This is a genomic window from Sphingomonas sp. AOB5 (genome assembly GCF_029433115.1).
Taxonomy (GTDB): Bacteria; Pseudomonadota; Alphaproteobacteria; order Sphingomonadales; family Sphingomonadaceae; genus Sphingomonas.
Map to the genome: position 1 here is coordinate 52,877 of NZ_JARNTV010000014.1, position 24,353 is coordinate 77,229.

Consider the following 24,353-nt stretch of genomic DNA (forward strand, 5'->3'; position numbering starts at 1 on the left):
TCGAAGGAGTGGAACATGGTGCCGATTCGCGTGCTGGTCGTCGACGATTCCGTCACGATCCGCGCCATGCTCGAGGAAGTGCTGGGACGCGAGACCGACATTCAGATCGTCGGGCTGGCGGCCGATGCCATGTCGGCGATCCGGATGGTGCACGAGCTGCGCCCGCATGTCGCCACGCTCGATATCGCTATGCCCGGAATGGACGGCCTCAGCCTGCTCGACACGATCCACCTGACCACCAACGCCATAATGCTGACCAGCCGCGCCGAAGCGGCGAAGGACGCAATCGAACGCGGCGCGATGGGCTTCTTCGTGAAGTCCGAGATCCTCAAGGACCCCAGGGCGCTGGTGAAGATGGTCCGCAAGGCCGCCGGCGGGAAGACGATGAAGCCCAAGGCAATCGAAGCCGAAGCGCCGGAGGCGGACACGGCCGGGCCGGACGCGGTGGACGCGGAAGCGGTTTCGGGCTGATTCGCCGCTTCGACCGCCGGCCCGCTTACTTCAGCAGCACCAGCTCTTCCGCCATGCTCGGGTGCAGCGCGACGGTCTGGTCGAACGCGTCCTTGGTCAGCCCGGCCTTCACCGCGATCGCCGCCGCCTGAAGGATTTCCGGCGCGTCCGGGCCGATCATGTGCAGCCCGACCACGCGGTTCGTATGGGGATCGCACACCATCTTGTAGAGCGCGCGCTCGTTGCGGCCCGCCAGCACATTCTTCATCGCGCGGAAGTCCGACGTATAGACCTTGCATGCGCCCAGCTTGTTTCGCGCCTGGCTCTCGGTCATGCCGACCCCGGCCATCGGCGGATGGCTGAACACCGCACTCGGGATATTCTCGTAATCCACCTGGTGCGGCTTCTTGCCGAAGATCGTGTCGGCAAAGGCCTGACCCTCGCGGATCGCCACCGGGGTCAGCTGGACCCGGTTGGTCACGTCGCCCACCGCATAGATCGAATCGACGCTCGACTTGTTGTCGGCATCGACCTTCACCGCGCCCGCCGCGTCCAGCTCGACGCCCGCATCGGCAAGGCCCAGCCCGGTGGTGTTCGGCACGCGGCCGGTGGCGAACATCACGCAATCGACTTCCATCGGCTCGTGATTGGTCATCTCGACCTTCAGCCCGCCCTTGACCTTCTCGATGCCCTTGAACTCGGCGTTGAAGCGGAACTCGATCCCCTTGGTCATCGAGATCTGGAGCAGCCGGTCGCGGATCGATTCGTCATAGCCGCGCAGGATCTGGTCGCTGCGGTTGATCAGCGTCACCTTCGATCCGAACTCGTTGAAGATCCCGGCGAACTCGTTGGCGATATAGCCCGCGCCCGCGATCAGCACGCGCTTGGGCAGGGCCTCCAGATGGAAGACTTCGTTCGAGGTGATACCCAGCTCATGCCCCGGGCAGCCCGGCACATGCGGATGCGCGCCGGTGGCGATCAGGATATATTTGGCGGTGACCGTCTTGCCCGAGGCCAGCGTCACTTCGTGCGGGCCGGTCACGGTGGCACGCTCGAGGATCACCTCGACGCCGTTATTCTCCAGCGTCTGGTTGTACAGGCCGTTCAGCCGGTCGACTTCGCCCAGCACATTGTCGCGCAGCAGCGGCCAGTCGAACCCGCATTCGGGCACGTCCCAGCCGAACTTGCGTGCGTCCTTCAGATCCTCGGCGAAATGCGCGCCATAGACGAGCAGCTTCTTGGGGACGCAGCCGCGGATGACGCAGGTGCCGCCGACGCGATATTCCTCGGCCACCGCCACTTTCGCGCCATAGGCTGCCGAGACCCGCGAGGCACGCACACCGCCCGAACCGGCACCGATGACGAAGAGATCATAGTCGTAGGTCGCCATCGCATTTCCCCGCATTCGTCATCCCCGCGAACACGAGGACCCGGTCTGTATCGATCCGGCAGATAGGGTCGGCCTAGCCTTCGCGCCAGCCTCAGCCGAACGCGCGGGCGATCAGGTCGCTGGTCGAGGCGTCGAAATCCTGCCCGCCGCGATCCGCCGCCTTGGCCATTTCCTTGCCCAGCTCGACCCCGAACTGATCGAACGGATTGATCCCCAGCATCGCGGCATTGGCGAAGGTGCGCGCCTCGTAGAATGCGATCAGCGCGCCGAGCGTGCGCGGATCGACGCGGTCGAGCAGCAGGGTGCTCGACGGCCGGTCGCCCGGATAGGCGCGCGCCGCATCGGCATGGCCACGCCCGGCCATCAGCGCCGCGCCCTGCGCGAAGGCGTTCACCAGCAACTGGCGATGATGATCGGGATCCTGCGCATCGCCGGCCTCGATGGAGGCGACGAATTCGACCGGCACCAGATGCGTGCCCTGATGGAGCAGCTGGAACACGGCATGCTGGGCATCGGTGCCGACGCCGCCCCAGGTGATCGGTGCGGTCGGACCGTCGATCGGCTCGCCTTCCGCCGTCACGCGCTTGCCGTTCGATTCCATCTCGAGCTGCTGGAGATAGGAAGGCAGCAGCTTGAGCCGCTGGTCGTATGCGAACACCGCGCGCGTCTCGCAGCCGCGCTTCTGGGTGTAATAGAGGTCCGCGAACGCCGCGAGCACCGGGGCGTTCTTCGAAAGCTCGGTGAAGCGGAAGTGCCGGTCCATCTCGGCCGCACCTTCGAGCAGTTCCTCGAACGCGTCCCAACCCAGCGCCAGCGCCGCGGGGAAGCCGATCGACGACCATAGCGAATACCGCCCGCCAACGCTTTCGCTGAAGGGCAGCACGCGCGTCTCGTCGATGCCCCATTCGACCGCCTTGTCGGGTGCCGCGGTCAGCGCGACCATGCGGCCATAGGGATCCTCGACCCCGCCGGCCTGAAGCCAGGACAGCGCGCTCTGTGCGTTGAGCAGCGTCTCGGTGGTGGTGAAGGTCTTCGACGCGATGGCGACGATGGTCGCCTGCGGATCGAAGCGGTCCATCGCATCCTCGATCGCCACGCCATCGACGTTGGAGACGATCGCGACGTCGTACCGGTCGTAATCGCGGCCCAGCGCGTCGACCAGCAGGTCCGGCCCCAGCGCCGATCCGCCGATGCCGATATGCAGGATGTGGCGCACCGGCCCCAGCGCCTCGGCCTCGATCGCATCGATCAGCCCGCGCATCCGCGCATGGAACATCCGCGCCTGCACCACGCTTTCCGGCGCCCCCTCGCCGCGCTCGGCGCCATGTTCGGCGGCGCGGCCTTCGGTCACGTTGATCGTCTCGCCCGCGTACAGCGCGTCGCGCTTGCCCGTCAGGTCCATCGATTCGGCGATTCCGGCAAAGGCAGCAACGGCCTCCGCCGTCAGGTGCGTCTTCGACCAGTCGAAGCGGATTCCGCTCACCTCCGCGGACAGCCGGTCCAGCCGGCCCGGATCCTCCGCGAACAGCGCCGTCAGCGGCTTGTCTTCCAATGCTCGGATTGCAGACCAGTCGGGCGTCGCCATCTCACTCACTCCTGTCGTACCGCTCCTGTCCTATCGCCGCACAGTCGCCGCTTCACAAGACCGGTTCAGGGATTGATCCGCTTGACGCCAACAGTCCGCCCGAGCAGAGCTACGCGCCATGGAAAAAGGCTATACCGTCGATCCGCTCGCACCGGAGAAACCGCAGTCCGAATGGCGCGATCTGGCGTCGTTCCTGCTCAAGCTCGCGATCGTGGTCTTCATCGTCCGCAGCTTCATCTTCTCGCCCTTCAGCATCCCCTCCGAATCGATGCTGCCGCGACTGCTGATCGGCGACTATCTGTTCATCACCAAGTGGAACTATGGCTATTCCAAGCACTCGCTGCCGTTCAGCATCCCGCTGATCCCCGGCCGCGTGTTCCCCGGCACGCCCGAGCGCGGCGACGTGGTGGTGTTCAAGGCGCCGCCGCAGAACAATACCGACTGGATCAAGCGCGTGATCGGCCTGCCCGGCGACACGGTGCAGATGCGCGATGGCCAGTTGATCCTGAACGGCAAGGCGATCCCGAAGGAGCCGATCGCCGATTTCGTGCTGCCGATATCGCCCAATTTCACAGCCGAGAAGTGCGGCGATTTCATCGACAAGAACGATCCCACGCTCTGCCGCATCCCGCGCTTCCGCGAGACCCTGCCCAACGGCAAGAGCTATGAAGTGCTCGATCAGGGGATGCAGACCTGTTTCATCCCCACCCGCGTCTGCCCCGACAATACCGACCTCTACACCGTGCCCGCGGGCAGCGTGTTCCTGATGGGCGACAATCGCGACGACAGCGCCGACAGCCGCTTCCCGCATTCGCAGCAGGGCATCGGCTATGTCCCGATGGAGAATCTGCAGGGCAAGGCGGTGCTCAGCTTCTGGTCGACCGACGGCAGCGCCAACTGGTTCCTGCCATGGACCTGGTTCAGCGCCGCGCGCTGGAACCGCATCGGGGAAGGGTTTTGACGGCCTCCCTCGGGGGGTGGATCGAACGGACCTTTGGACACGCGCCCGGCAATCTCGGGCCCTATGAGCGCGCGCTGACCCATGGCAGCCAGGCCGCGGCCAATTACGAGCGGCTTGAGTTTCTCGGCGACCGGGTGCTCGGGCTGGCCATCGCCGAATGGCTGTTCGAACGTTTCGCCGAGGAACCCGAAGGCGCGCTGTCGCGTCGGCTGAACGCGCTGGTGACCGGCGCTGTGTGCGCGGATGTCGCGCGCGATCTGGGCGTCGTTCCCTATCTGAAGCTCGGCAAGCAGGCGCGCGAGGATGGCGCGCATGACAGCGACAATGTGCTGGGCGATGTGATGGAGGCGCTGATCGGCGCCTTCTATCTCGACGCCGGGCTCGACGCGGTGCGCGGTTTCATCCGCAAGGCATGGGCCAGCCGGATCGAAGCGCACGCGCAGGCGCCCAAGCATCCCAAGTCCGCGCTGCAGGAATGGGCCGCCGCGAACAACCGCCGCCCGCCCGAATATATGATCGTCGACCGATCCGGCCCCAACCACGCCCCGCACTTCACCGTGAAGGTGAGCATCGGCAAGCTGGCCGACGCCACCGGCGAAGGCACGAGCAAGGGCGCGGCGGAAACCGCGGCGGCGGCGGCATTGCTAGAGATACTGGAAAAACGTTGAACGACACCCCCACCCCGCCCACCGCCCAGCGCTGCGGCCTGATCGCCGTTCTCGGCGCGCCGAACGCCGGCAAGTCCACCCTCGTCAATGCGCTGGTCGGGCAGAAGGTGGCGATCGTCAGCCCCAAGGCGCAGACCACGCGGGCGCGGCTGATGGGCATCGCGATCGAGGGGGATACGCAGCTTCTCCTCGTGGACACGCCGGGCATCTTCACGCCGGAGCGCCGGCTCGACCGCGCGATGGTCGCCGCGGCATGGGAAGGCACCGATGGCGCCGACGCCATCGCGCTGGTGGTCGACGGCAAGGGCGGGATCGGGCCCAAGGTCCATGCCGTGCTGGATAGCCTGAAGGGCCGCAGCGAGCCGCTGATCCTGATCCTCAACAAGGTCGATATTGCCGACAAGCCGCGCCTGCTCGGCACCGCGGCCAAGCTGAACGACATCATCCCCTTTGCCGAGACCTTCTTCGTCTCGGCTTCGACCGGGGATGGCGTGCCCGAACTCAAGGCGTCGCTGGCCTCGCGCCTGCCCGAATCGCCGTGGCACTTCCCCGAGGATCAGGTGTCCGACGCGACCGAGCGGATGATCGCGGCGGAAGTGACCCGCGAGCAGCTCTATCTCCAGCTGCGCGCCGAACTGCCCTATGCCAGCGCCGTCGAAACCGAGAAATATTCGGAGCGCGAGGACGGATCGGTCGAGATCCACCAGCAGATCCTGGTCGGCCGCGATACCCAGCGGGCCATCGTGCTCGGCAAGGGCGGCAGCCGAATCAAGGAGATAGGCGCACGCGCACGTCAGGAACTCTCCCAATTGATGGGAGTGAAAGTCCATCTCTATCTTCACGTGAAAGTAAGGCCGGGCTGGGAAGATGACCGCTCGCTTTACCGTGAGATAGGGTTGGACTGGGTCGAATGACGAAGATCCTCAAGGCTGCAATCGTTCAGGAAACCCCGCTGCCGCTGGCGATCACCGACGGGATCGAGCGCGCGGTCGGCTATACCAAGGATGCCATCGAGCGCGGCGCGAAGCTGATCGCGTTCGGCGAATGCTTCCTCGGCGGTTATCCCGCCTGGCTCCAGCATGTATCGGCGCCCGCCTTGTGGGAGCATCCCGGCACCAAGGAACTCCACGCGCTTCTGCTCGAACAGGCGATCCGCGGCGACGATCCGCGTTTCCAGCAGCTGCAATGGGTGGTCGATATCGCCGGCGTCTGCGTGTCGATCGGCGGCTATTCACGCGTCCGCTCCAGCCTGTTCAACACCCAGTTCCTGTTCCGCCCGAAAATGCCGGTGCTGGTCCACCGCAAGCTGCTGCCCAGCCATGGCGAGCGGCTGCTGTTCGGCAGCGGCGACGGATCGACGCTGGACGTGCACGAAGCCCCCTGGGGCCGGATCGGCCAGCTCAGCTCGAACGAACACTGGATGCCGCTGGCCCGCGCCGCGATGCATCACACCGGCGAGAGCGTCCATGTCGCCGCCTGGCCGACGGTCGAGGATATCGGCCTGCTCGCCTCGTCGCATTATGCCTTTGAGGGCCGCACCTTCGTGCTGGCCGCGGGCACGGTGCAGCACAAGATCGACATCCTGCAGGGCTATCGCATGGCCGGCGGCACAGGGCCGGGCCGCGAGATCCTCGAGCGGCTGCCCGACGGCTATGTCCAGAAGGGCCGCAGCGCGATCATCGCCCCGGACGGCGTGATGATCGCCCAGACCGGCGAGGATCCGAAGTGCCTGGTTGCCGATCTCGACCTGTCCGAAGTCGAGCAGGCGCTTTCGACGATGGACGTGGACGGCCAGCATGCCCGGCCCGACATTTTCGAGCTGCGCATCGACCGGCGTCCGCGCAAGGGCATCGTCGATACCGGCGACGAGGCATCCGAAGCGGCCTGAGCTTGTCGCGGGGCGGCATTTGCCTCTAACCCCGTAACAAACGGGGGACGCCATATGACCGCACGAACTCTGCTCCGCACGCGCGACGGCAATCATGCCCGCGTATCGTTCGCCGAGCTGTTCTTCGATCTGGTGTTCGTCTTCGCGGTCACCCAGCTTTCGCACAGCCTGCTGGCGCATCCGACCCCGCTGGGCTTCCTCGAGACCGGCATGCTGTTCCTCGCGGTGTGGTGGAGCTGGATCGACACGGCCTGGTGCACCAACTGGCTCGATCCCGAGCGCACCCCTGTCCGCCTGATGCTGTTCGGCCTGATGGCATGCGGCCTCGCCATGTCGATCGCGATTCCCCATGCATTCGGCGACCGCGCGACCTTGTTCGCGATCGGCTATTCGGCGCTGCAGGTCGGGCGATCGCTGTTCATGATGGGGGCGCTGCGGACGCAGGACCCGGCCAACTACACCAACTTCGTCCGCATCACGATCTGGGCGGTGGCGGGCGCCATCTTCTGGCTCGCTGGCGCCTTTTGCCCCGAATGGCGGATCGCGCTGTGGGGCGTCGCCCTGCTGCTCGACAGCAGCGCGCCTGCGCTCGGCTTCCGCGTGCCGGGCATCGGCAAGTCGGATTCGAGCGACTGGGTGGTCGAGGGCGGCCATGTCGCCGAGCGGTGCGGCCTGTTCGTGATCATTGCGCTAGGCGAATCGATCCTGATCACCGGAGCGACCTTCAGCGAGATCGCATGGACCCAGCCGGTGCTGCTGGGCTTCGCGTCAGCTTTCGCGGCGACGATCGCGATGTGGTGGATCTATTTCAACATCGGCGCCGAACGCGGCAGCCACCATATCGAGCATTCGGACGATCCCGGCGCGATCGCGCGGCTGGCCTATACCTATCTCCATCTGCCGATCGGCGCGGGCATCGTGCTGACCGCCGCATCGGACGAGATGGTGCTGGCGCATCCCGACGGGCATCTGGCGCCGCTCACCGCCTTCTGCCTGGTCGGCGGCCCGGCGCTTTATCTGCTCGGCAATCTCCTGTTCAAGCGCGCCATCGGCAAGCGCATCCCGTTGTCGCATCTGGTCGGCCTCAGCCTGTCCGCAGCGCTTGGCGCATCGTTCGTGCTGCACCCGACACCGTTGCAGCTCTCGATCGGATCGAGCGCGATCCTGGTGCTGGTCGCGATGTGGGAGACCTTGTCTGCCCGGCGCGGTCAGGCCTGAGCGAGCAGCCCGTCGACCCATTCGGGCACCAGTACCCCTGCGGGTCCGCGGCGGCTCTCCGCGAACCAGCCGCTGCCTTCGGAGGGGTCGAGGTTCATCTCCAGCGTGTCCGCGCCATGATAGCGTGCGGTCTGGACAAAGCCCGCGGCGGGATAGACCGCGCCCGAGGTGCCGATCGACACGAACAGGTCGGCACGCGAGATCGCCCGCTCGATCTCCTCCATCCGGTACGGCATCTCGCCGAAGAACACGATGTCGGGACGGAGCGTCGCCGCGCCGCAATTGCCGCACACGCTGCCCGGCGGAAGCGACTCTTCCCACGCCCCGCTATCGCCGCAGCGCGCGCATAGCGCCGATTTCAGCTCGCCATGCATATGGATCAGCCGCTTCGACCCCGCACGCTCATGCAGATCGTCGACATTCTGGGTGACCAGCAGCAGTTCGCCGGTCCATTCGGCATCGAGCCGCGCCAGCGCCCGGTGCGCCGCATTGGGCTCGACCTCGCCCAGCTTCGCGCGGCGCTCGTCATAGAAGCGATGCACCAGCTCGGGATCGCGATGCAGCGCCTGCGGGGTGCACACATCCTCGACCCTATGCCCCTCCCACAAACCACCGGGGCCGCGAAAGGTGGCGATGCCGGATTCGGCCGAGACGCCGGCACCGGTGAGGATCACGATGTTGCGGATAGCGGTCATGCCCCGAGCCTAGCTGGACGCTTGCGCCGTTTCGAGTCACACTCGCGGCCATGAGCGATGATCCCTTCGAGACGGTCGTGATCGCGTACAGCCAGTCGCAGGCAGGCGTGATCCTGTCGCTGTTCGAATGGAACGGCATTCCCGCCTATGCGATGAACTTCGAAACCGTGCGGACCAATCCTGCGCTCACGCTGGCGCTGGGCGGCATCCCGATCCGCGTGGCTCGCGAAGCCGCCGCCGACGCGCGCGAAATCCTGAACGAAGCCGCGGAAGCGGGCGCGCAGGAGCAATCGCTGTACGCACCATTGAGCGAGCGCGTGGCGAATGTCGGCCTGCTCGGCATGCTGGTATTGCTGGGAAGCGGTCCGCCACCGCCCCGGCTGAGCGCGGAGATTATCGAGGGCGCGTAGCGGCAGTGCTCCGGCGAAGGCCGGAGCCTTGGCCACATGCACCACCTCCGCCGCCAACGCTCCGGCCTTCGCCGGAGCACCATTGTCCTACTCCGCCGCCACGGCCTCGGCGCTGTCGTTCAGCGGATAAGGCAGCCGCTCCAGCATTTCCTTCGGCACGACCTGCCAGAAATCGCCCAGCGCGCGGTCCCATTCGTCGAGCAGGCCCTTGGCCCATTCGCTGTCGGTGGCCTGCACATGCGCCTCGACCATCGTGCGCAGCTTGGCCTCCCAGTGAGCCGAGGATACCCGCTGCCACACGATGCTCTCCGGGTTGGCCCGGTCGGCGAAGCTGGCGTCGGGATCGTACACGAACGCCATGCCGCCGGTCATGCCCGCGCCGAAGTTCATGCCGACCTTGCCGAGGATCACCGCGGTGCCGCCGGTCATGTACTCGCAGCCATTCGCGCCGCAGCCTTCGACCACCACGTCGGCGCCCGAGTTGCGCACCGCGAAGCGTTCGCCCGCCTGCCCCGCCGCGTACAGCTTGCCGCTGGTCGCGCCGTAGAGGACGGTGTTGCCGATGATCGTGTTGTCCTGGCTGGCCAGCGGCGAGCTGACCATCGGGCGCACCGCGATGATACCGCCCGACAGGCCCTTGCCGACATAGTCGTTCGCCTCGCCGAACACTTCGAGCGTGATGCCTTTGCACAGAAAGGCGCCGAGCGACTGGCCGGCCGAGCCGCGCAGGCGGACATGGACATGGCCATCGGCCAGCTTCGACATGCCGAACTTCGAGGTGATCGTGCTCGACAGGCGCGTGCCGACCGCACGATGCGTGTTGCGCACCGTATAGGTGAGCTGCATGCGCTCGCCGCGCGCGAAGACCGCCGCCGCATCCTTGATCATCTGCGCATCGAGGCTGTCGGGCACTTCGTACCGCCAGGTCTTACGGCTGAAACGGCGATTGTCGTCGTCCGCATCGACCTTGGCGAGGATCGGGTTGAGGTCGAGATCGTCGAGATGCTCGGCGCCGCGGCTGACCTGACGAAGCAGTTCGGTGCGGCCGATCACGTCGTCGAGGCTGGAGAAGCCCAGCCGCGCGAGAATCTCGCGCACTTCCTCGGCGATGAAGGTCATCAGGTTGATGACCTTTTCCGGCGTGCCGACGAACTTGTCGCGCAGCTTCTGGTCCTGGGTACAGACGCCCACCGGACAGGTGTTCGAATGGCACTGGCGGACCATGATGCAGCCCATGGCGACAAGGCTGAGCGTGCCGATGCCGAATTCCTCGGCGCCGAGGATCGCGGCGATCACGATGTCGCGACCGGTCTTCAGGCCGCCATCGGTGCGCAGCTTCACCCGGCCGCGCAGGCCGTTGAGGGTCAGCGTCTGGTTGACTTCGGAAAGGCCCATTTCCCACGGCGTGCCGGCGTATTTCACCGACGTGACCGGGGAGGCGCCGGTGCCGCCGACATGGCCGGCGACCAGGATCACGTCTGCGTGCGCCTTGGCCACGCCCGCCGCGACCGTGCCGATACCCGCCGACGAGACGAGCTTCACGCACACCCGCGCCTTGGGGTTGATCATCTTCAGGTCGTAGATCAGCTGCGCCAGATCCTCGATCGAATAGATGTCGTGATGCGGCGGCGGCGAGATCAGGGTCACGCCGGGCGTCGCATGGCGCAGCTTGGCGATGAACTCGGTCACCTTGAAACCGGGCAGCTGGCCGCCCTCACCGGGCTTGGCGCCCTGGGCGACCTTGATCTCGATCTCGTCGCAGGCGCCCAGATATTCGGCAGTCACGCCGAACCGGCCCGACGCGATCTGCTTGATCACGGAGTTGGCGTTGTCGCCATTTTCGTACGGGGTGTAGCGCGCCGAATCCTCGCCGCCCTCGCCCGACACCGCCTTGGCGCCGATGCGGTTCATCGCGATCGCCAGCGTCTCGTGCGCCTCGGGGCTGAGCGCGCCCAAGGACATGCCGGGGGTGACGAAACGCTTGCGGATCTCGGTGATCGCCTCGACCTTGTCGACCGGAATGCCGTCCGCGGGGAAATTGAATTCCAGCAGATCGCGCAGATAGACCGGCGGCAGATCGCGCACGCCGCGCGAGAATTGCAGATAGGTCGAATAGCTGTCGCTCGACACCGCGGTCTGCAGCAGGTGCATCAGCGGCGCGGTATAGGCATGGGTCTCGCCGCCATGGCGATGGCGGTAGAAGCCGCCGATCGGCAGGGTGGCGACCGCGGGATCGAACGCCGCTTCGTGACGCATCTTCGCGTTGAGCTGGAGCGAGGCATAGCCTTCGCCCGAGATCTTGGCGGGCATGCCCGGAAAGAAATCGTTGACCAGCGCGCGGCTCAATCCGACCGCTTCGAAATTATAGCCGCCGCGATAGGAGGAGATCACCGCGATCCCCATCTTCGAGAGGATCTTGAGCAGGCCCTCGTCGATCGCCTTGCGGTGACGCTTCAGGCATTCCTCGAGGCTCAGCTTGCCGAACAGGTCGCGCGACTGGCGGTCGGCGATCGAGGCTTCGGCCAGATAGGCGTTCACCGTGGTCGCACCGACGCCGATCAGCACCGCATAATAATGGGTGTCGAGGCATTCGGCGGTGCGGACGTTGACGCTGGCATAGCTGCGCAGGCCGCGGCGAACGAGATGGGTGTGCACCGCCGCCGCCGCCAGCACGCCGGCGATGGCGATCCTGTTCGCGTCGACATGCTCGTCGGTGAGGAACAATTCGGTGCAGCCGGCACGGACCGCCTGTTCGGCTTCGTAGCGGATGCGCGCGATCGCAGCTTTCAGCGAATCGGGCCCCGCATTGGCGTCGAAGGTGCAATCGATCTCGGCCGACTGGTCGCGGAAATGATGCTTGAGCCGCGCCCAGTCCGAACAGGTGAGCACCGGGCTTTCGAGCACGAGCACGGGGTTGGGCGTGCCCGCCACGTCGAGGATGTTGGCCAGATTGCCGAAGCGGGTGCGCAGGGTCATCACCTGACGTTCGCGCAGCGGATCGATCGGGGGGTTGGTGACCTGGCTGAAATTCTGGCGGAAGAACTGGCTGATCAGGCGCGGCTTGTCGCTGATCACCGCCAGCGGCGTATCGTCGCCCATCGATCCGATGGCTTCCTTGGCGGTCTCGACCATCGGGGCGAGGACCAGCTCCATATCCTCGAGCGTCTGACCGGCGGCGACCTGACGGCGGGTCAGCTCGGCGCGCGTCCATGCCGGGGTCGTCTCGCCCTCGGGCGCCTCGAGATCGTCGACGTTCAGGAACTTGCCGATCATCTTCGAATAATCGGCTTCGCCCGCGATCCGGTCCTTGATCGCGGCATCCTGGAACAGGACGCCCTGGTCGAGATCGACCGCGATCATCTGGCCCGGACCCATCCGGCCCTTGGCGACGATATTGCCCTCGGGAATCACCACCATGCCGGCTTCCGAGCCGACGATCAGCAGCCCGTCGCTGGTCTGGGTGTAGCGCAGCGGACGCAGCGCGTTGCGGTCCACGCCCGCCACCGCCCAGCGGCCATCGGTCATCGCCAGCGCGGCCGGGCCGTCCCACGGCTCCATCACCGACGCGAGATACTTGTACATCGCCAGATGCTTTTCGGGCGTCTGCTCGTCCCATGCCTCGGGAACAAGCATGAGTTTCGCGGTCGGCGCATCGCGGCCCGAGCGGCAGATCGCCTCGAACACCGCGTCCAGCGCCGCCGTGTCCGACGCGCCCGCCGGGATCACCGGCTTGATGTCCTCGCTCTGCTCGCCAAAGGCGAGGCTGGCCATCTTGATCTCGTGGCTCAGCATCCAGTTCTTGTTGCCGCGGATCGTGTTGATCTCGCCATTATGCGCGAGGCAGCGGAACGGCTGGGCCAGCCACCATTGCGGGAAGGTGTTGGTCGAATAGCGCTGGTGGAAGATCGCGACGCGGCTCTCGAACCGCGCATCGCGCAGATCGGGATAGAAGTCCGACAGACTCTCGGCGAGGAACAGCCCCTTGTAGATGATCGAGCGGCAGCTGAGCGAGCAGATGTAGAAGCCGTTGATCTGCGCCGCGATCACCTTCTTCTCGATGCGGCGGCGGACCAGATAGAGGTTCTTCTCGAACTCGGCGGCGTCGCGATCCTCGGGCATCGGGCCGGCGATCATGATCTGCTCGATCTCGGGCCGGGTCTCCTGCGCCTTGCGGCCGATCACCGACACGTCGACCGGCACCTGGCGCCAGCCATAGATGGTGTAGCCAGCCTCGATGATCTCGCTCTCGACGATGGTGCGGCACGCCTCCTGCGCGCCCAGATCGGTGCGCGGCAGGAAGATCATGCCGACCGCCAGCCGGTTCGGCAGGACGCGGTGGCCCGACGCGGCGATGGCATCGTCGAAGAAGCGCACCGGCAGGTCGACATGGATGCCGGCGCCGTCACCGGTCTTGCCGTCTGCATCCACCGCGCCGCGATGCCACACTGCCTTCAGCGCATCGATCGCCGACTGGACGACGCGGCGCGAGGCCACGCCATCGGTCGCCGCGACCATGCCCACGCCGCAGGCATCGCCTTCGAATTCGGGGCGGTACATGCCGGTTTCGGCAAGGCGGGCGCGCTGGGCTGCTAGATCGGTCATGGCGTCTTCTTTGGCTTGGAATGAGACGTGTCGGTCGCGGGGTCGAGCGACAGGCCGGTATGTTTTTCGAGCGCGGGGAGCATCGCGGCTTCCAGTTCGGCGTCGAACGCGGGATCGGGGCGGTTGGCCCATTGCAGGACGAGCGGTTGCGCGCTGAGATTCGCCGCAACGATCCGCTGCCCGGCGGGAGTAGCGGCGAAGCGATTGGCATTGGCGCGATCCTCGGCGCTCAGCCCCGAATAGGCCTTGCGCGCGCCATCGCGCAGCGTGCCGTTCATCGCGCCCGCACCAACGTCGAACTCGCCGGTCTGGACCATGTCCTGCAACATCGAATCGAAGCTGACCCCGGCGACCATCGCGGCCACGATCCGCTCGCCGGTGGGGCTGGAATAGAAGGCGATCGCCGCGCGAAGATCGGCGGTATCGAGCCGGCTGGCATAGTGATTGCCGAGCAAGTCCCACATTTCGGGGACCGAACCCATCAGCCGTCGCTTCAGGACCGGGTACATCGCGTCGATCATGACCTTCACGACGCCCGGATATTCCTTTTCCAGCGCCTGGACCGACGGATCGGCGATGAACGCCTTCGGCATGCTTTCGTGCACGATGCGATCGAGCATCGCCTCGATCGCATCCGTCGGGTTCAGCAGCTTGGTCAGCTGTACGCCAAGCGCCAGCCGCTCGGGCGTGACCGGGCCGGGTGCAGCCGGCCGTGGCGGAACCTGCGCCTGCGCCGCGACCGGGGTCAGGGTGATCAGCGCGGTCGCGAGGAGCAAGCGGGCGGCCATCAGTGCGTCTCTTCGAGCTCGAGGGCTTCAGGCTCGGCGCCGGGATCCGTCAGATCCTTTTCGTCGACCCCGAGCAGCTCGGCGAGGCGCTTGCGCTCGGCCGGAGTCATCTCGGCGAGCTTGCGCGGTTCGGGCAGGTCCTTGCCCGCCGCCATCACCGCTTCCATGATCGCCGGCATCTGCTTCATCAGCTCCGGCGTCAGGTCGGCCATGACCTTCATCATCTCCGGGCTCATGAACAGCGCAATCGACTTGGCGGCATAATGCGCACCCACGGGCGTCGAGAAGAAACGGTCCATCTCGGTCAGCTCGGGCAGGCTGAACTCGCGGGCATAGGATTGCGCCATTGCCTCGCGCACCGCCGGTTCGATCTTGTCCATCACATCGGCCATCAGCGGCGCCATCGCGTCGACCATCGCCTTGGTCCGCGCTTCCCAATTGGGATCGTAGATTTCCATGATCTCGCCCAGCCGCGCATCGCCGAGTTCGGCGAGCTTGTCCGGGTCCAGCCCGCCAAGCGTCATGAGCTCTGCCAGCGGGAATTCACCCGTGGAGCCCATGGTGGCTTCCATCATATCGCTGAACGTGCTGCCCATCATCTCGCGATAGGTACCCTCGGGCAACAGCTTGGCAGCGACCCGGCGCGCCATCGCCAGCCGGGCCGGATCGACCGCAGCCGCAGACGCCGGAGCCGGCGCCGGCGTTGGCGGCGTCTGGGCCGAAGCGAGCGTCGGCAGCAGCGCGATCGATGCAGCGGCAAGGAGCAGTTTCATGGGCCTATCCCCTCGTCAGGCCGCGCGCGGCGCGGCGGCTGCGCGGGCACGCATCCAGGCATGCATGTGATCCGCGACATCGCGGCCGTCGCGAATCGCCCAGACGACCAGACTCGCGCCACGAACGATATCGCCCGCAGCGAACACCCCGTCGAGGCTGGTCATCATGGTCTTGCCGTCGGTGCGGACCGTGCCCCAGCGGGTCACGCCGAGCTCAGGCGCGCCGAACAGCTTCGGCAGTTCCTCGGGATCGAAACCCAGGGCCTTGATCACCAGATCGGCCTTCAGGTCGAACGCGCCGCCCGGATCGACTTCGGGCGCGCGGCGGCCGCTGGCGTCGGGCGCGCCGAGGCGCATGCGCGATGCCTTCACGCCATCCACCTTCGCCCCCCCGGTGAAGCTTTCGGGCGCGGAGAGCCAGACGAACTCGACGCCTTCTTCCTCGGCATTGGCGGTTTCGCGCTGCGATCCGGGCATGTTGGCGCGGTCGCGGCGATAAAGGCACTTCACGCTCTCCGCACCCTGGCGGATCGCGGTGCGCACGCAATCCATCGCAGTGTCGCCGCCGCCGATGACCACGACATGCTTGCCCTTGGCATCCAGGCTGCCATCGTCGAACGCGGGCACGGCATCGCCGAAACCCTTGCGATTCGATGCAGTGAGATAGTCGAGCGCCTCGACCACGCCTTGCGCATCGACGCCCTTCGCCTTGATCGCGCGCGCCTTGTACACGCCGGTCGCGATCAGCAGGCTGTCATGCTTCTTGCGCAGATCGGCGAGCGTCGCATCGCGACCGACCTCGAACCCCTGATGGAAGACGATGCCGCCTGCGGCGAGCCGGTCGACCCGGCGCATCACCACTTCCTTCTCCAGCTTGAAGCCGGGGATGCCATAGGTCAGCAGGCCGCCGGCGCGATCGTGCCGGTCATAGACATGGACCTCATAGCCGCGCACGCGGAGATACTCCGCCGCCGCCAGCCCGGCGGGACCCGCGCCGATCACGCCGACCGACATGCCGGTGGGACGGCCCGGCACCAAAGGCTCGACCCAGCCTTCTTCCCATGCGGTGTCGGTGATGAACTTCTCGACCGAACCGATCGTCACCGATCCGTGGCCGGAGAATTCGATCACGCAATTGCCTTCGCACAGCCGGTCCTGCGGGCAGATGCGGCCGCAGATCTCGGGCATGGTCGAGGTCGCGTTCGATAGTTCATAGGCTTCGCGCAGACGGCCCTCGGCGGTCAGGCGCAGCCAGTCGGGGATATGATTGTGCAGCGGGCAATGGACCGAGCAATAGGGCACGCCGCATTGCGAGCAGCGGCTCGCCTGCTCCTCGGCGCTGGGCACCGCATAGCGATCGGCGATCTCGCGGAAATCCTCCCGGCGAAGATCGGCGGAGCGCTTGGCCGGATAGGCCTGCCCCGTTCCCACGAATTTCAACATTGCATCATCAGCCATGCCGCGCGCCTATCGCGGCGCAGCACAAAATTAAAGACAGTATTGCTGTCCTATTTGCTGAAATATGGCTTTGTTGAGAATCGTTCTTAGACTTTTGGCCGATTTTTATGGCCGTATCGGACCTTACCGCATTCCCAGCCAGATCAACGCGGCAGTGCCGGCCACGATTCGGTACCAGCCGAACGGCGCGAAACCGTGGCGCTGGATGACCGCGAGGAAGGCCTTCACCACCACCAGCGCGGTGAGGAACGACACCACGAAGCCGACCGCAATCAAGCCCATCCCGTCGGCGGAGATCGCGTCGCGATGCTTGTAGAGCTGCAGCACGGTCGCGCCGGTCAGCGTGGGCAGCGCCAGGAAGAAGCTGAAATCGGCGGCGGTGCGGCGCTCGATGCCCAGGGACATCGCGCCCATGATCGTCGCACCCGAACGGCTGACGCCCGGGACCATGGCGAGACACTGGACGAGGCCGATCTTGATCGCCTGCCCCACCGTGACCCCGGCAATACCGACTGCTTCGCCCGGCTTCACCAGCTTCTCGATCACGATGATCGCCACGCCGCCGACGATCAGCGCCCATGCAACCACCGTTGCATTCTCGAGCAATGCATCGATCTCATCGGCAAAGGCGAGGCCAAGGGCGACTGCGGGAATGAAGGCGATCAGCAGGTTGCGGACGAACGCGACCGATTCCTTCTCCCAGCGCATCAGCCCCTTGATCACCGCAAGGAAAGTCTTCCGGTAGAGCACCACGATCGCCAGGATCGCGCCGGGCTGGATCGCGACGTTGAACAGCGCCCATTGCGAGGCGTTGTAGCCCATCAGTTCGGACGCGAGGATCAGATGCCCGGTCGAGGAGACCGGCAGGAATTCGGTGATCCCCTCGACGATGCCGAGCAGGATGGCGACGATCAGTTCGGTCATAGCGGAAATACGCCCCCTTCACCGGGCCGCCCCGGTGCGGAGCCGCCCCGACTTACGCGAAACTGTGGATCAGGCCGCCTTGCGTCCGAAGCGGCCATGGCGGCGGAAACGCACCAGCCAGCCCGGCGCCAGCGTTGCCAGCGGCTGCGGCGCGATGCCCAGCGCGGCAAAGCCCTTCGCGCCCGGCGCGACCACGGCGTCGCGGCCCAGCATCTTCCACTGATCGCCGGTGATCGGAGTGAGCGGCAGCATGGCGATACCCGCGCCGATCGGATCGGGCAGTTCGACCAGCGTCACGTCGCGGCCGATCTCCTGCGCGATCCAGCGATACAGATCGGCCATCGCGATCACGTCCGGTCCGCCCAGCTCGAAGGTCTTGCCGCCGAACGCTTCGGGATCGGCGAGTGCGGCGACCACCGCCTGCGCGACATCGGCGACATAGGCGGGCTGGAACTTCGCTTCGGGACGCAGCACCGGCACGAACGGCACCGGCGAATTGGCGATCATGCCGGCAAAGCGGTTCACGAACTGGTCCTCGCGGCCGAACAGGGTCGAGGGACGCAGGATCGTCGCGTTCGGGAACGCCTTCAGCACCGCGGCTCCGCCCGCGGCCTTGGACTGGCCATACTCCGCGGGGGATTCGGGATCGGCGCCGATCGCCGAGATATGGACCATCGCGCTCAGCCCGGCGGCCTTCGCCGCTTCGGCGACGGTGCGCGCGCCGTCCTCATGGACCTTCCAATAGTCGGCCTTGGAGAAGGTGCCGGCGAGGTTCACCACTGCGTCCGCACCGGCCACCGCATTGGCGATGGTTGCGGGCTTCGTCACGTCCGCCGCGACGAACTGGGTCTGGCCGAGGCCGCCCAGGGGCTTGAGGAACCAGGCGTCGCGCGGACGGCGCTGGGCGATGCGGATCCGCGCGCCTGCCTTCAGCAATTCCTGCGCGACATAACGGCCCAGAAAACCGCCGCCGCCGATCAGGGTTACCAGCTTGTCCTTCATGCTCGCCTCGATACGGAAACTTGAGACTCGCCCAATGCCCCGCGCGTGGCGAAACGGCAAGTTACTCCGGCACCTTCACCCGCCCCGAATCGATCAGCAGCGCGATGACGGTGAGGAAATAGACCAGCGCGACCGACAGCGGCAGCAAAGTCAGCCGCGCTTCGGGCAGCAGCAGCCAGATCAGCAGCACCGCCACCGCGCGGACGATGGCGTGCGCCGAGAACAGCGCGGTGCGGCCATAGCTCCAGCCGATCACCGGCCAATGGAGCGACATGCCGATGGCGAGGATCAGCGGCACCAGTTCGGGCGCGACCTGCACCGCGGCGATGATCATCGGCCAGAACAGCAGCATCGCGATGAAGGCGGGCAGCAGCACGTCGCCGCTCGCGGTGCGGTCCTTCATGAAGGGATTGCGGAAGATCGCCGCGAACAGCAGCGCCAGCGGGAAGATCGCGCCCGATCCGATAAAGGCGAACATCGCCCAGTCGGCCAGCGGCGTGCCCTGATAGCCCAGCCACGCCAGCACGCCCCAATAGACCGTGCCCGCCAGCGGGATCGGAAAGCCGCCGCGCAGCCTTTTGTACGATGCCAGCCGGTCGCGCAGCAGTGCCGCCTTGAGTTCGATCATCTCCATGCAGCCCCACTGTATTAATCAATTAATACAGTTGCTATCGCATCCGCAACGATCGGGCAAGCACGGCTGGTGCCGACTCAGCGCAGCGGAAAACGACGAACTTGGCGGCGTTGCGCGCGTCCGCCGCGGGATCGCGGTCCTTGCCTTCGGTGGCGTAGAAGCGATCGCGCAGATCGGGCATCGGGCGGGTGACGCGGTTCGGCGGGAGGCCGGCGGGGTCCGAACGATGCGCGAGGATCAGCCAGCGGCCATCGCCCTGCCGCTCGAGGACGAAAATGGTGCTGGCGGCCCGCTCATAGGTGCTTTGCGCCGCCCAGGCGTAGAAATAGCCGCGTTCCAACACCTGAACCCGCGCGAAGCTGGCGTCGACCCGCACCGAATCCACTTCGTAGCGGAATTCGAGCGCCGTCGCGGCGAGCGAGGTGAAGCGCCGCGGCCCGAGCGACGCCGCGCCATTATCCTCGTACCGCTCGGGCGGCGTGGCATCGATATGGCCGGGGGCGAACAGCGCATGGGGGCGACGGGCTTCGCGCTTGGCCAGTTCGGCATACCAGTCGCCGATCACCGCGCGAACCTGCGCCTCCTGCGCCTGAGCAGGGGCGGCAATTGCGAGAGTCAGAGAAGCGAGAGCGATGCGCATAACCAGCCTTCCGGTTTGCGCCGATGCTGGCCCGGATTTGGGGCGCTTGTACGGCGAACCGGACCCTAGCGCACCGCGTCGATCGCCACGCCCACCGCGCCGCCGGGCAGCTTCAGCCGATAGGCATCGCCGACCTGTTCGATCACGATCCCGCCCGCATCGCCGCCGAACATCGGCTTGCCCGCATAGCTTCCGGCCGGCTGTGTCGCGCGCCATTCATAGCCGATCAGGCGGCCGGTCTCGCCGTTCCAGCCCATCACCGCCAATGTCCAGCGGCCCGGCTCCAGTTCGGACAACAGCCCGGCCTCGTCACCGCCATAGGCGACGATCAGGCCCAGCGGATGCCGGACGCCGATGCCGCGATCGCCATTGTTCCAGACGAATTCGAGGATATCGGTGCCGCCCGCACCCGCACCGAGACGCGTGACGGTCAGCGTTCCGGTATAGGCGACGCCGTTCACCGTGCCGCGCGTATCGTACACGCCGGTGGCGTTGCGGCTGCGCTTGCGCGGCGTCGCGACCTCGGAATCGATCCGGCCACCACCGGCATGATAGGTGAACCGCCCATCCAGCGTGCCGTCCGCACCGATCGTGTAATGGATGACCCCGCCCAGCGAACTGGTCTCGCTCACTGCCAGCGCATAGGCGTGGATCTTGTCCTGAGCCTGTGCCGTCCCCGCGATCGCAAATGCCGCGATCAGCCCCGCCAGATATCGCACGATATGCTTCATCACCCCGATCCCCTTTTGCCCGTTCGGGGAAAGGATATCAGCGGGACCCGCAGTTTGTCACGGACCCGAAACGGATTTTGCCGGACGGCTGAACGCGCTCATCGCGATCCCCAAAAGGATCAGCGCCATGCCCATCAGATGATAGCCGTGCAGCGCCTCGCCAAGGAACAGCGCAGCGAGCAGCGCGCCGAACAAGGGTAGCAAGGTCGATGCCTGCCCTGCCTTCGCCGCGCCCACGGCCTCCACCGCCATGTTGAACAGCAGATAGGCGATCAGCGAGGGGAAGAGCGCGACGTAGAGGATAGCTCCTGCCGCGCCCGCGCTCCACGCGACATGGCGCCCGCTCGCCGCTTCCCACAGCGCCAGCGGGGTCATCGCCGCCACGCCGATCGCGAAGGTAACCGCGAGGAAAGCCAGCTGCGACACGGCCGGCCGTTCGCGCAGCATGCTGGAATAGAGCGACCAGACCGCCACCGCGATCAGCATCAAGATTTCGCCTTTGCCCAGCCGCAGCGCGAGCAATGCGTGGAAATCGCCGTGCAGGACGACGAACAGCACGCCAATGGTCGACAGAAGCACGCTGGCCAGCACCAGCCAGGTCGCGCGGACGCCGTACAACAGCCGGTCGCACAGCAGCACCAGCGCCGGGATCGCCGCCTGCAGCAACAGACTGTTGGTCGCGGGCATATGTTCGAGCGCGGTGTAGAGAAACGCGTTGAACGAGGCGACGCCGAGCAGGCCGAGCAGCAGCAGCCGCTTCCAGCTGGCACGGATCGCAGCGGCCTCGGCACGAAGATGCGGCAAGGCGAAGGGCAGCAGCACCAGCAGCGCGCCGGTCCAGCGGAACCAGGCCAGCGTCAGCGGCGGAATCTGGCCATGGATCGCGCGCCCGACGATCGAATTGCCCGCCCAGAACAGCATGACGATCGCGAGCATCGCATAGGCACGGGTGGTATTTGATTTCAGCATGGGAGGCGGCGGCTCATACGAACGCGCCGATCTCCTTCATTCCGGCCGCCACCGGATAGCCGGTCACTTCCACACCCGCCGCATCGAGCCAGGCATGGGCGTCGATCGGCTTCTCGTCGCTGCGCCGGGCACCGAAATGGACCGCGCTGCCGATACCGCGCCGCTTGAGCATCGCATGCGCCGCCATGGCCTGGGGCAGGCAGACCGCCTTGAACGGGACGTGCACGGCGGCGCGGGTGACTGCCCAGCCGATCTTCTCGGCAGCATGGCGCAGGTCTTCGGGCGCGGGCGCGCGGGCCGCCGCGATCCGGCTGTCGGCCGGGGGCACGAAGGTGCCGAGATCCTTGGCGATGGTGCGGAAGGGCAGGATCGCGATCCGCAGCCGCGCCGCCAGCAGTTGCGCCGAAGCCTCGGCCAGCAGCGCTCGCTCGCGCCAGTCGACCTGCACCAGCCGTGTCGCTTTCGATTTCCAGCTGCGCCTGCGTCTCACCGTCGCCGTCCCTCGCGACCGAAATTGAGCCGCCGCGTCACGTTATAGTCGAGCACGGCCATCACGAAATAGGCGATCATCTGCCGGAACCGCGTCCATGGCCCGGTCCGCGCCTTGTAGATCGCCGCGGTGACCTGTTCCGAATTGGCGATCTCGCCATCGACATAGGCCTGAACATGCGCGGCAAAGGCCGGATCGTCGACCCGCAGCATCAGCTCGAGATTGAGATAGAGCGAGCGGATGTCGAAATTGGCCGAGCCGATATGGACCACGCCATCGATCACATAGAGCTTCGTATGGAGCTTGGTCGGCTGATATTCGAAGATCTGGACGCGCTTGCGCAGCAGCCCGGCATAGGTGAAGCGCGCCGCCCAAAGCGAAGCGGTGTGATCGACCTTGGACGGCAGCACGAGACGCACCCGGCCGCGCCGCCCGACCTTGTCGAGCCGCCGCAGCATCGCCGGATTGGGGGCGAAGTACGAGCTGATCAGGTCGATATGCTGGGCCAGGCTCATGTCCTTCTTGATCACCCGGGTCCAGGGCGACAGGCGCCGCATCGGCCCGCTGAGCAGCCAGCGCGCGCTGCCCTCGGGCTCGCTCCAGTTGCGCAGCGTCTTGCCCAGTTTGCGCAGCGACGGGCGCGGCTTCTTTGCCCAGGAAGACAGCGCGTCGAAATAGCCGACCAGCCGCCCGGCCGCCGGCCCCTCGACCAGCAGCCCCAGATCGCGCCACGCGGCGTCGTCGGCGGTGCCGAAATAGCTGGTCTCGATATTGAAGCCGCCGATGATCACGCGCTCCTCGTCGGCCAGCGCCAGCTTCTGATGGTTGCGCAACAGATAGCGCCGCCCCCAGCGCGGCACGAAGCGGCACATGTCCACCCCCGCCTCGGCCAGCGGATCGAAGAAATGGCGGCTCGCGGCATGCTCGCTGCCGAGACCGTCGACGATCAGCGACACCTTCACCCCGCGCTTCGCCGCATCGATCAGGCCCTGCCGGATCGCGGCCCCGGCCTCGTCATCGACATAGATATAATAGAGGACACGCAGCGAGCGCTGTGCGGTGGCGATCAGGTTCAGCAGTTCGGCGAGCCGCTCCGGCCCTTCGGTCAGGAGCCGCAGCCGGTTTCCGTCGACGGTGAAGCTGCCTTTGGATTCCGCGACCTGCATCGCGGCCCCTCGTGTCAGAAAGCGCGCGACGCCGCACTCAAAATCGAAACCAGCGCCGCCAGCGTGATCGAAGCGAGGGTGAACAACCCCTTGGTCGAAGCCTCGGCGCGTTCGAGGATCAGGCTGAGCGGGCGGCGGATCAGCGGATCGAGGATGGAGAGGATCAGGCCCGTCGCGAGGGTGAGGAGGAAGACGCTGAGGGGCAGGAAGACCGAGAGGGAAGGGAGGTAGAGAGGGCCGAACATGTCTTCGAACGGCCACAATGCGAGGAGCGGATCCTCGATCGCGGTTTGCACCACATATTCGATCGACGATAGGAAGGCCCTGTCACTGTAGGCGGATTCAAAGAGAACCGTCGTGATCGCCATGTTCGAGATCATCATCGCGAGAGCGCAACCGGTGAGCATCGCGGTGGTGGAAAGTGCTGCAGGAATGCGCCGCCCAACCTCGATATAAGTGAGAGTACGGCGCGCAAGCGCCCAGGCGATCAGATCGCTAAGATAAACAATCGCCAGATAGCCGACGAGAAGCCGTACCAGATAGCCGATCTGTTCAACCCAATCGTGCGGCAAGCCAGCCTCGATCGTCGAGGCGAATGCGCCATTCGCCGTCATCGCCACCACGAACGCCAGCAGATTGATCAGCACGCTCGCCCGCAGGGTCCGCAGGAAATAGCGGCGCGTGAAGCCCGGCGGGGCCAGTACCGCGTCGATGAACCGCCCCAGCGCGCGTGCCGTCGCGGGGACCATCTGGCGTAACCCGCCCTCGTTGAGACGGAGCCACGCGGCCGCCAGCCCGCCCTTCAGCCGAGCATTGCCGCGGCTGCCTATCAGGAAATCGACAAAGCTGCCGAACGACACCAATGTGATCATTCCGAAGAGCAGCAGCTCCATCCGGTATCCCCCATATCC

23 protein-coding genes are annotated in these 24,353 nt (G+C 66.2%); 7 read left to right on the forward strand and 16 right to left on the reverse strand.

Annotation, left to right across the window (positions count from 1 at the left end; genetic code table 11):
- Window positions 1-15 precede the first annotated feature (15 nt).
- On the forward strand, window positions 16-471 hold the full coding sequence (locus P1X14_RS08705; RefSeq protein ID WP_277314944.1) for a response regulator: 456 nt from the start codon (window positions 16-18) through the stop codon (window positions 469-471).
- Between the two features lie 25 nt (window positions 472-496).
- Here the strand turns inward: P1X14_RS08705 and gor are convergent, their stop codons facing one another.
- The gene (gene gor, locus P1X14_RS08710) at window positions 497-1,840 is read right to left on the reverse strand and encodes a glutathione-disulfide reductase (RefSeq protein WP_277314945.1); all 1,344 of its coding nucleotides are present in this window, start codon (window positions 1,838-1,840) and stop codon (window positions 497-499) included.
- Between the two features lie 91 nt (window positions 1,841-1,931).
- A complete protein-coding gene (pgi, locus tag P1X14_RS08715; protein ID WP_277314946.1) occupies window positions 1,932-3,425 on the reverse strand; it encodes a glucose-6-phosphate isomerase in 1,494 nt (497 codons plus the stop codon).
- 118 nt (window positions 3,426-3,543) lie between these two features.
- On the opposite strand from pgi, the gene lepB reads away from it, so the two are divergent.
- Genes lepB through P1X14_RS08740 form a run of 5 tightly spaced genes read left to right on the forward strand, consistent with a single transcriptional unit; the run spans window position 3,544 to window position 8,160 of the window.
- The gene (gene lepB, locus P1X14_RS08720) at window positions 3,544-4,386 is read left to right on the forward strand and encodes a signal peptidase I (RefSeq protein WP_277314947.1); all 843 of its coding nucleotides are present in this window, start codon (window positions 3,544-3,546) and stop codon (window positions 4,384-4,386) included.
- Complete coding sequence (gene rnc, locus P1X14_RS08725) at window positions 4,383-5,054, forward strand: ribonuclease III (protein WP_277314948.1); 672 nt, start codon at window positions 4,383-4,385, stop codon at window positions 5,052-5,054. Before lepB ends, rnc begins: the two co-directional genes overlap by 4 nt.
- Entirely contained in the window at window positions 5,051-5,968 is a 918-nt protein-coding gene (gene era, locus P1X14_RS08730; RefSeq protein WP_277314949.1) for a GTPase Era, read from the forward strand. The genes rnc and era overlap by 4 nt, the downstream gene beginning before the upstream one ends.
- Entirely contained in the window at window positions 5,965-6,942 is a 978-nt protein-coding gene (locus P1X14_RS08735) for a nitrilase-related carbon-nitrogen hydrolase (RefSeq protein WP_277314950.1), read from the forward strand. Before era ends, P1X14_RS08735 begins: the two co-directional genes overlap by 4 nt.
- A 54-nt stretch (window positions 6,943-6,996) precedes the next feature.
- Complete coding sequence (locus tag P1X14_RS08740) at window positions 6,997-8,160, forward strand: low temperature requirement protein A (RefSeq protein WP_277314951.1); 1,164 nt, start codon at window positions 6,997-6,999, stop codon at window positions 8,158-8,160.
- Here P1X14_RS08740 and P1X14_RS08745 read toward each other — a convergent pair.
- Window positions 8,151-8,855 (reverse strand): NAD-dependent deacylase, encoded by a 705-nt coding sequence (locus P1X14_RS08745; RefSeq protein WP_277314952.1) that lies wholly within the window; start codon window positions 8,853-8,855, stop codon window positions 8,151-8,153. The genes P1X14_RS08740 and P1X14_RS08745 overlap by 10 nt on opposite strands.
- A gap of 50 nt (window positions 8,856-8,905) precedes the next feature.
- Between P1X14_RS08745 and P1X14_RS08750 the strand changes: the two genes are divergently transcribed.
- Window positions 8,906-9,265, forward strand: coding sequence for a hypothetical protein (locus P1X14_RS08750; RefSeq protein ID WP_277314953.1), 360 nt, complete (start codon window positions 8,906-8,908; stop codon window positions 9,263-9,265).
- Window positions 9,266-9,352: 87 nt separating this feature from the next.
- On the opposite strand, the gene gltB is transcribed toward P1X14_RS08750, so the two are convergent.
- The 13 genes from gltB to P1X14_RS08815 form a co-directional block, all read right to left on the reverse strand.
- Window positions 9,353-13,867, reverse strand: a complete 4,515-nt coding sequence (gene gltB / locus P1X14_RS08755; protein WP_277314954.1) for a glutamate synthase large subunit — start codon at window positions 13,865-13,867, stop codon at window positions 9,353-9,355.
- Window positions 13,864-14,655 (reverse strand): DUF2059 domain-containing protein, encoded by a 792-nt coding sequence (locus P1X14_RS08760; protein ID WP_277314955.1) that lies wholly within the window; start codon window positions 14,653-14,655, stop codon window positions 13,864-13,866. The genes gltB and P1X14_RS08760 overlap by 4 nt, the downstream gene beginning before the upstream one ends.
- Entirely contained in the window at window positions 14,655-15,428 is a 774-nt protein-coding gene (locus tag P1X14_RS08765) for a DUF2059 domain-containing protein (RefSeq protein ID WP_277314956.1), read from the reverse strand. The genes P1X14_RS08760 and P1X14_RS08765 overlap by 1 nt, the downstream gene beginning before the upstream one ends.
- Window positions 15,429-15,443: 15 nt before the next feature.
- Complete coding sequence (locus P1X14_RS08770) at window positions 15,444-16,886, reverse strand: NAD(P)-dependent oxidoreductase (protein WP_277314957.1); 1,443 nt, start codon at window positions 16,884-16,886, stop codon at window positions 15,444-15,446.
- Between the two features lie 123 nt (window positions 16,887-17,009).
- Window positions 17,010-17,810, reverse strand: coding sequence for an undecaprenyl-diphosphate phosphatase (locus tag P1X14_RS08775; protein ID WP_277314958.1), 801 nt, complete (start codon window positions 17,808-17,810; stop codon window positions 17,010-17,012).
- A 69-nt stretch (window positions 17,811-17,879) separates the two neighbouring features.
- A complete protein-coding gene (locus P1X14_RS08780) occupies window positions 17,880-18,812 on the reverse strand; it encodes a complex I NDUFA9 subunit family protein (protein WP_277314959.1) in 933 nt (310 codons plus the stop codon).
- A gap of 61 nt (window positions 18,813-18,873) precedes the next feature.
- Window positions 18,874-19,446 carry a hypothetical protein gene (locus P1X14_RS08785; RefSeq protein WP_277314960.1) on the reverse strand — a complete coding sequence of 191 codons (573 nt, stop codon included), beginning with the start codon at window positions 19,444-19,446 and terminating at the stop codon, window positions 18,874-18,876.
- A 34-nt stretch (window positions 19,447-19,480) separates the two neighbouring features.
- A complete protein-coding gene (locus P1X14_RS08790; RefSeq protein ID WP_277314961.1) occupies window positions 19,481-20,086 on the reverse strand; it encodes a hypothetical protein in 606 nt (201 codons plus the stop codon).
- A 65-nt stretch (window positions 20,087-20,151) separates the two neighbouring features.
- Complete coding sequence (locus tag P1X14_RS08795) at window positions 20,152-20,817, reverse strand: hypothetical protein (RefSeq protein ID WP_277314962.1); 666 nt, start codon at window positions 20,815-20,817, stop codon at window positions 20,152-20,154.
- Window positions 20,818-20,874: 57 nt separating this feature from the next.
- Window positions 20,875-21,786 carry a DMT family transporter gene (locus tag P1X14_RS08800; protein ID WP_277314963.1) on the reverse strand — a complete coding sequence of 304 codons (912 nt, stop codon included), beginning with the start codon at window positions 21,784-21,786 and terminating at the stop codon, window positions 20,875-20,877.
- A 13-nt stretch (window positions 21,787-21,799) separates the two neighbouring features.
- Window positions 21,800-22,276, reverse strand: coding sequence for a lasso peptide biosynthesis B2 protein (locus tag P1X14_RS08805; protein WP_277314964.1), 477 nt, complete (start codon window positions 22,274-22,276; stop codon window positions 21,800-21,802).
- A complete protein-coding gene (locus P1X14_RS08810; protein ID WP_277314965.1) occupies window positions 22,273-23,442 on the reverse strand; it encodes a phosphatidylserine/phosphatidylglycerophosphate/cardiolipin synthase family protein in 1,170 nt (389 codons plus the stop codon). Before P1X14_RS08810 ends, P1X14_RS08805 begins: the two co-directional genes overlap by 4 nt.
- Window positions 23,443-23,456: 14 nt before the next feature.
- A complete protein-coding gene (locus P1X14_RS08815) occupies window positions 23,457-24,335 on the reverse strand; it encodes a hypothetical protein (protein WP_277314966.1) in 879 nt (292 codons plus the stop codon).
- Window positions 24,336-24,353 lie beyond the last annotated feature (18 nt).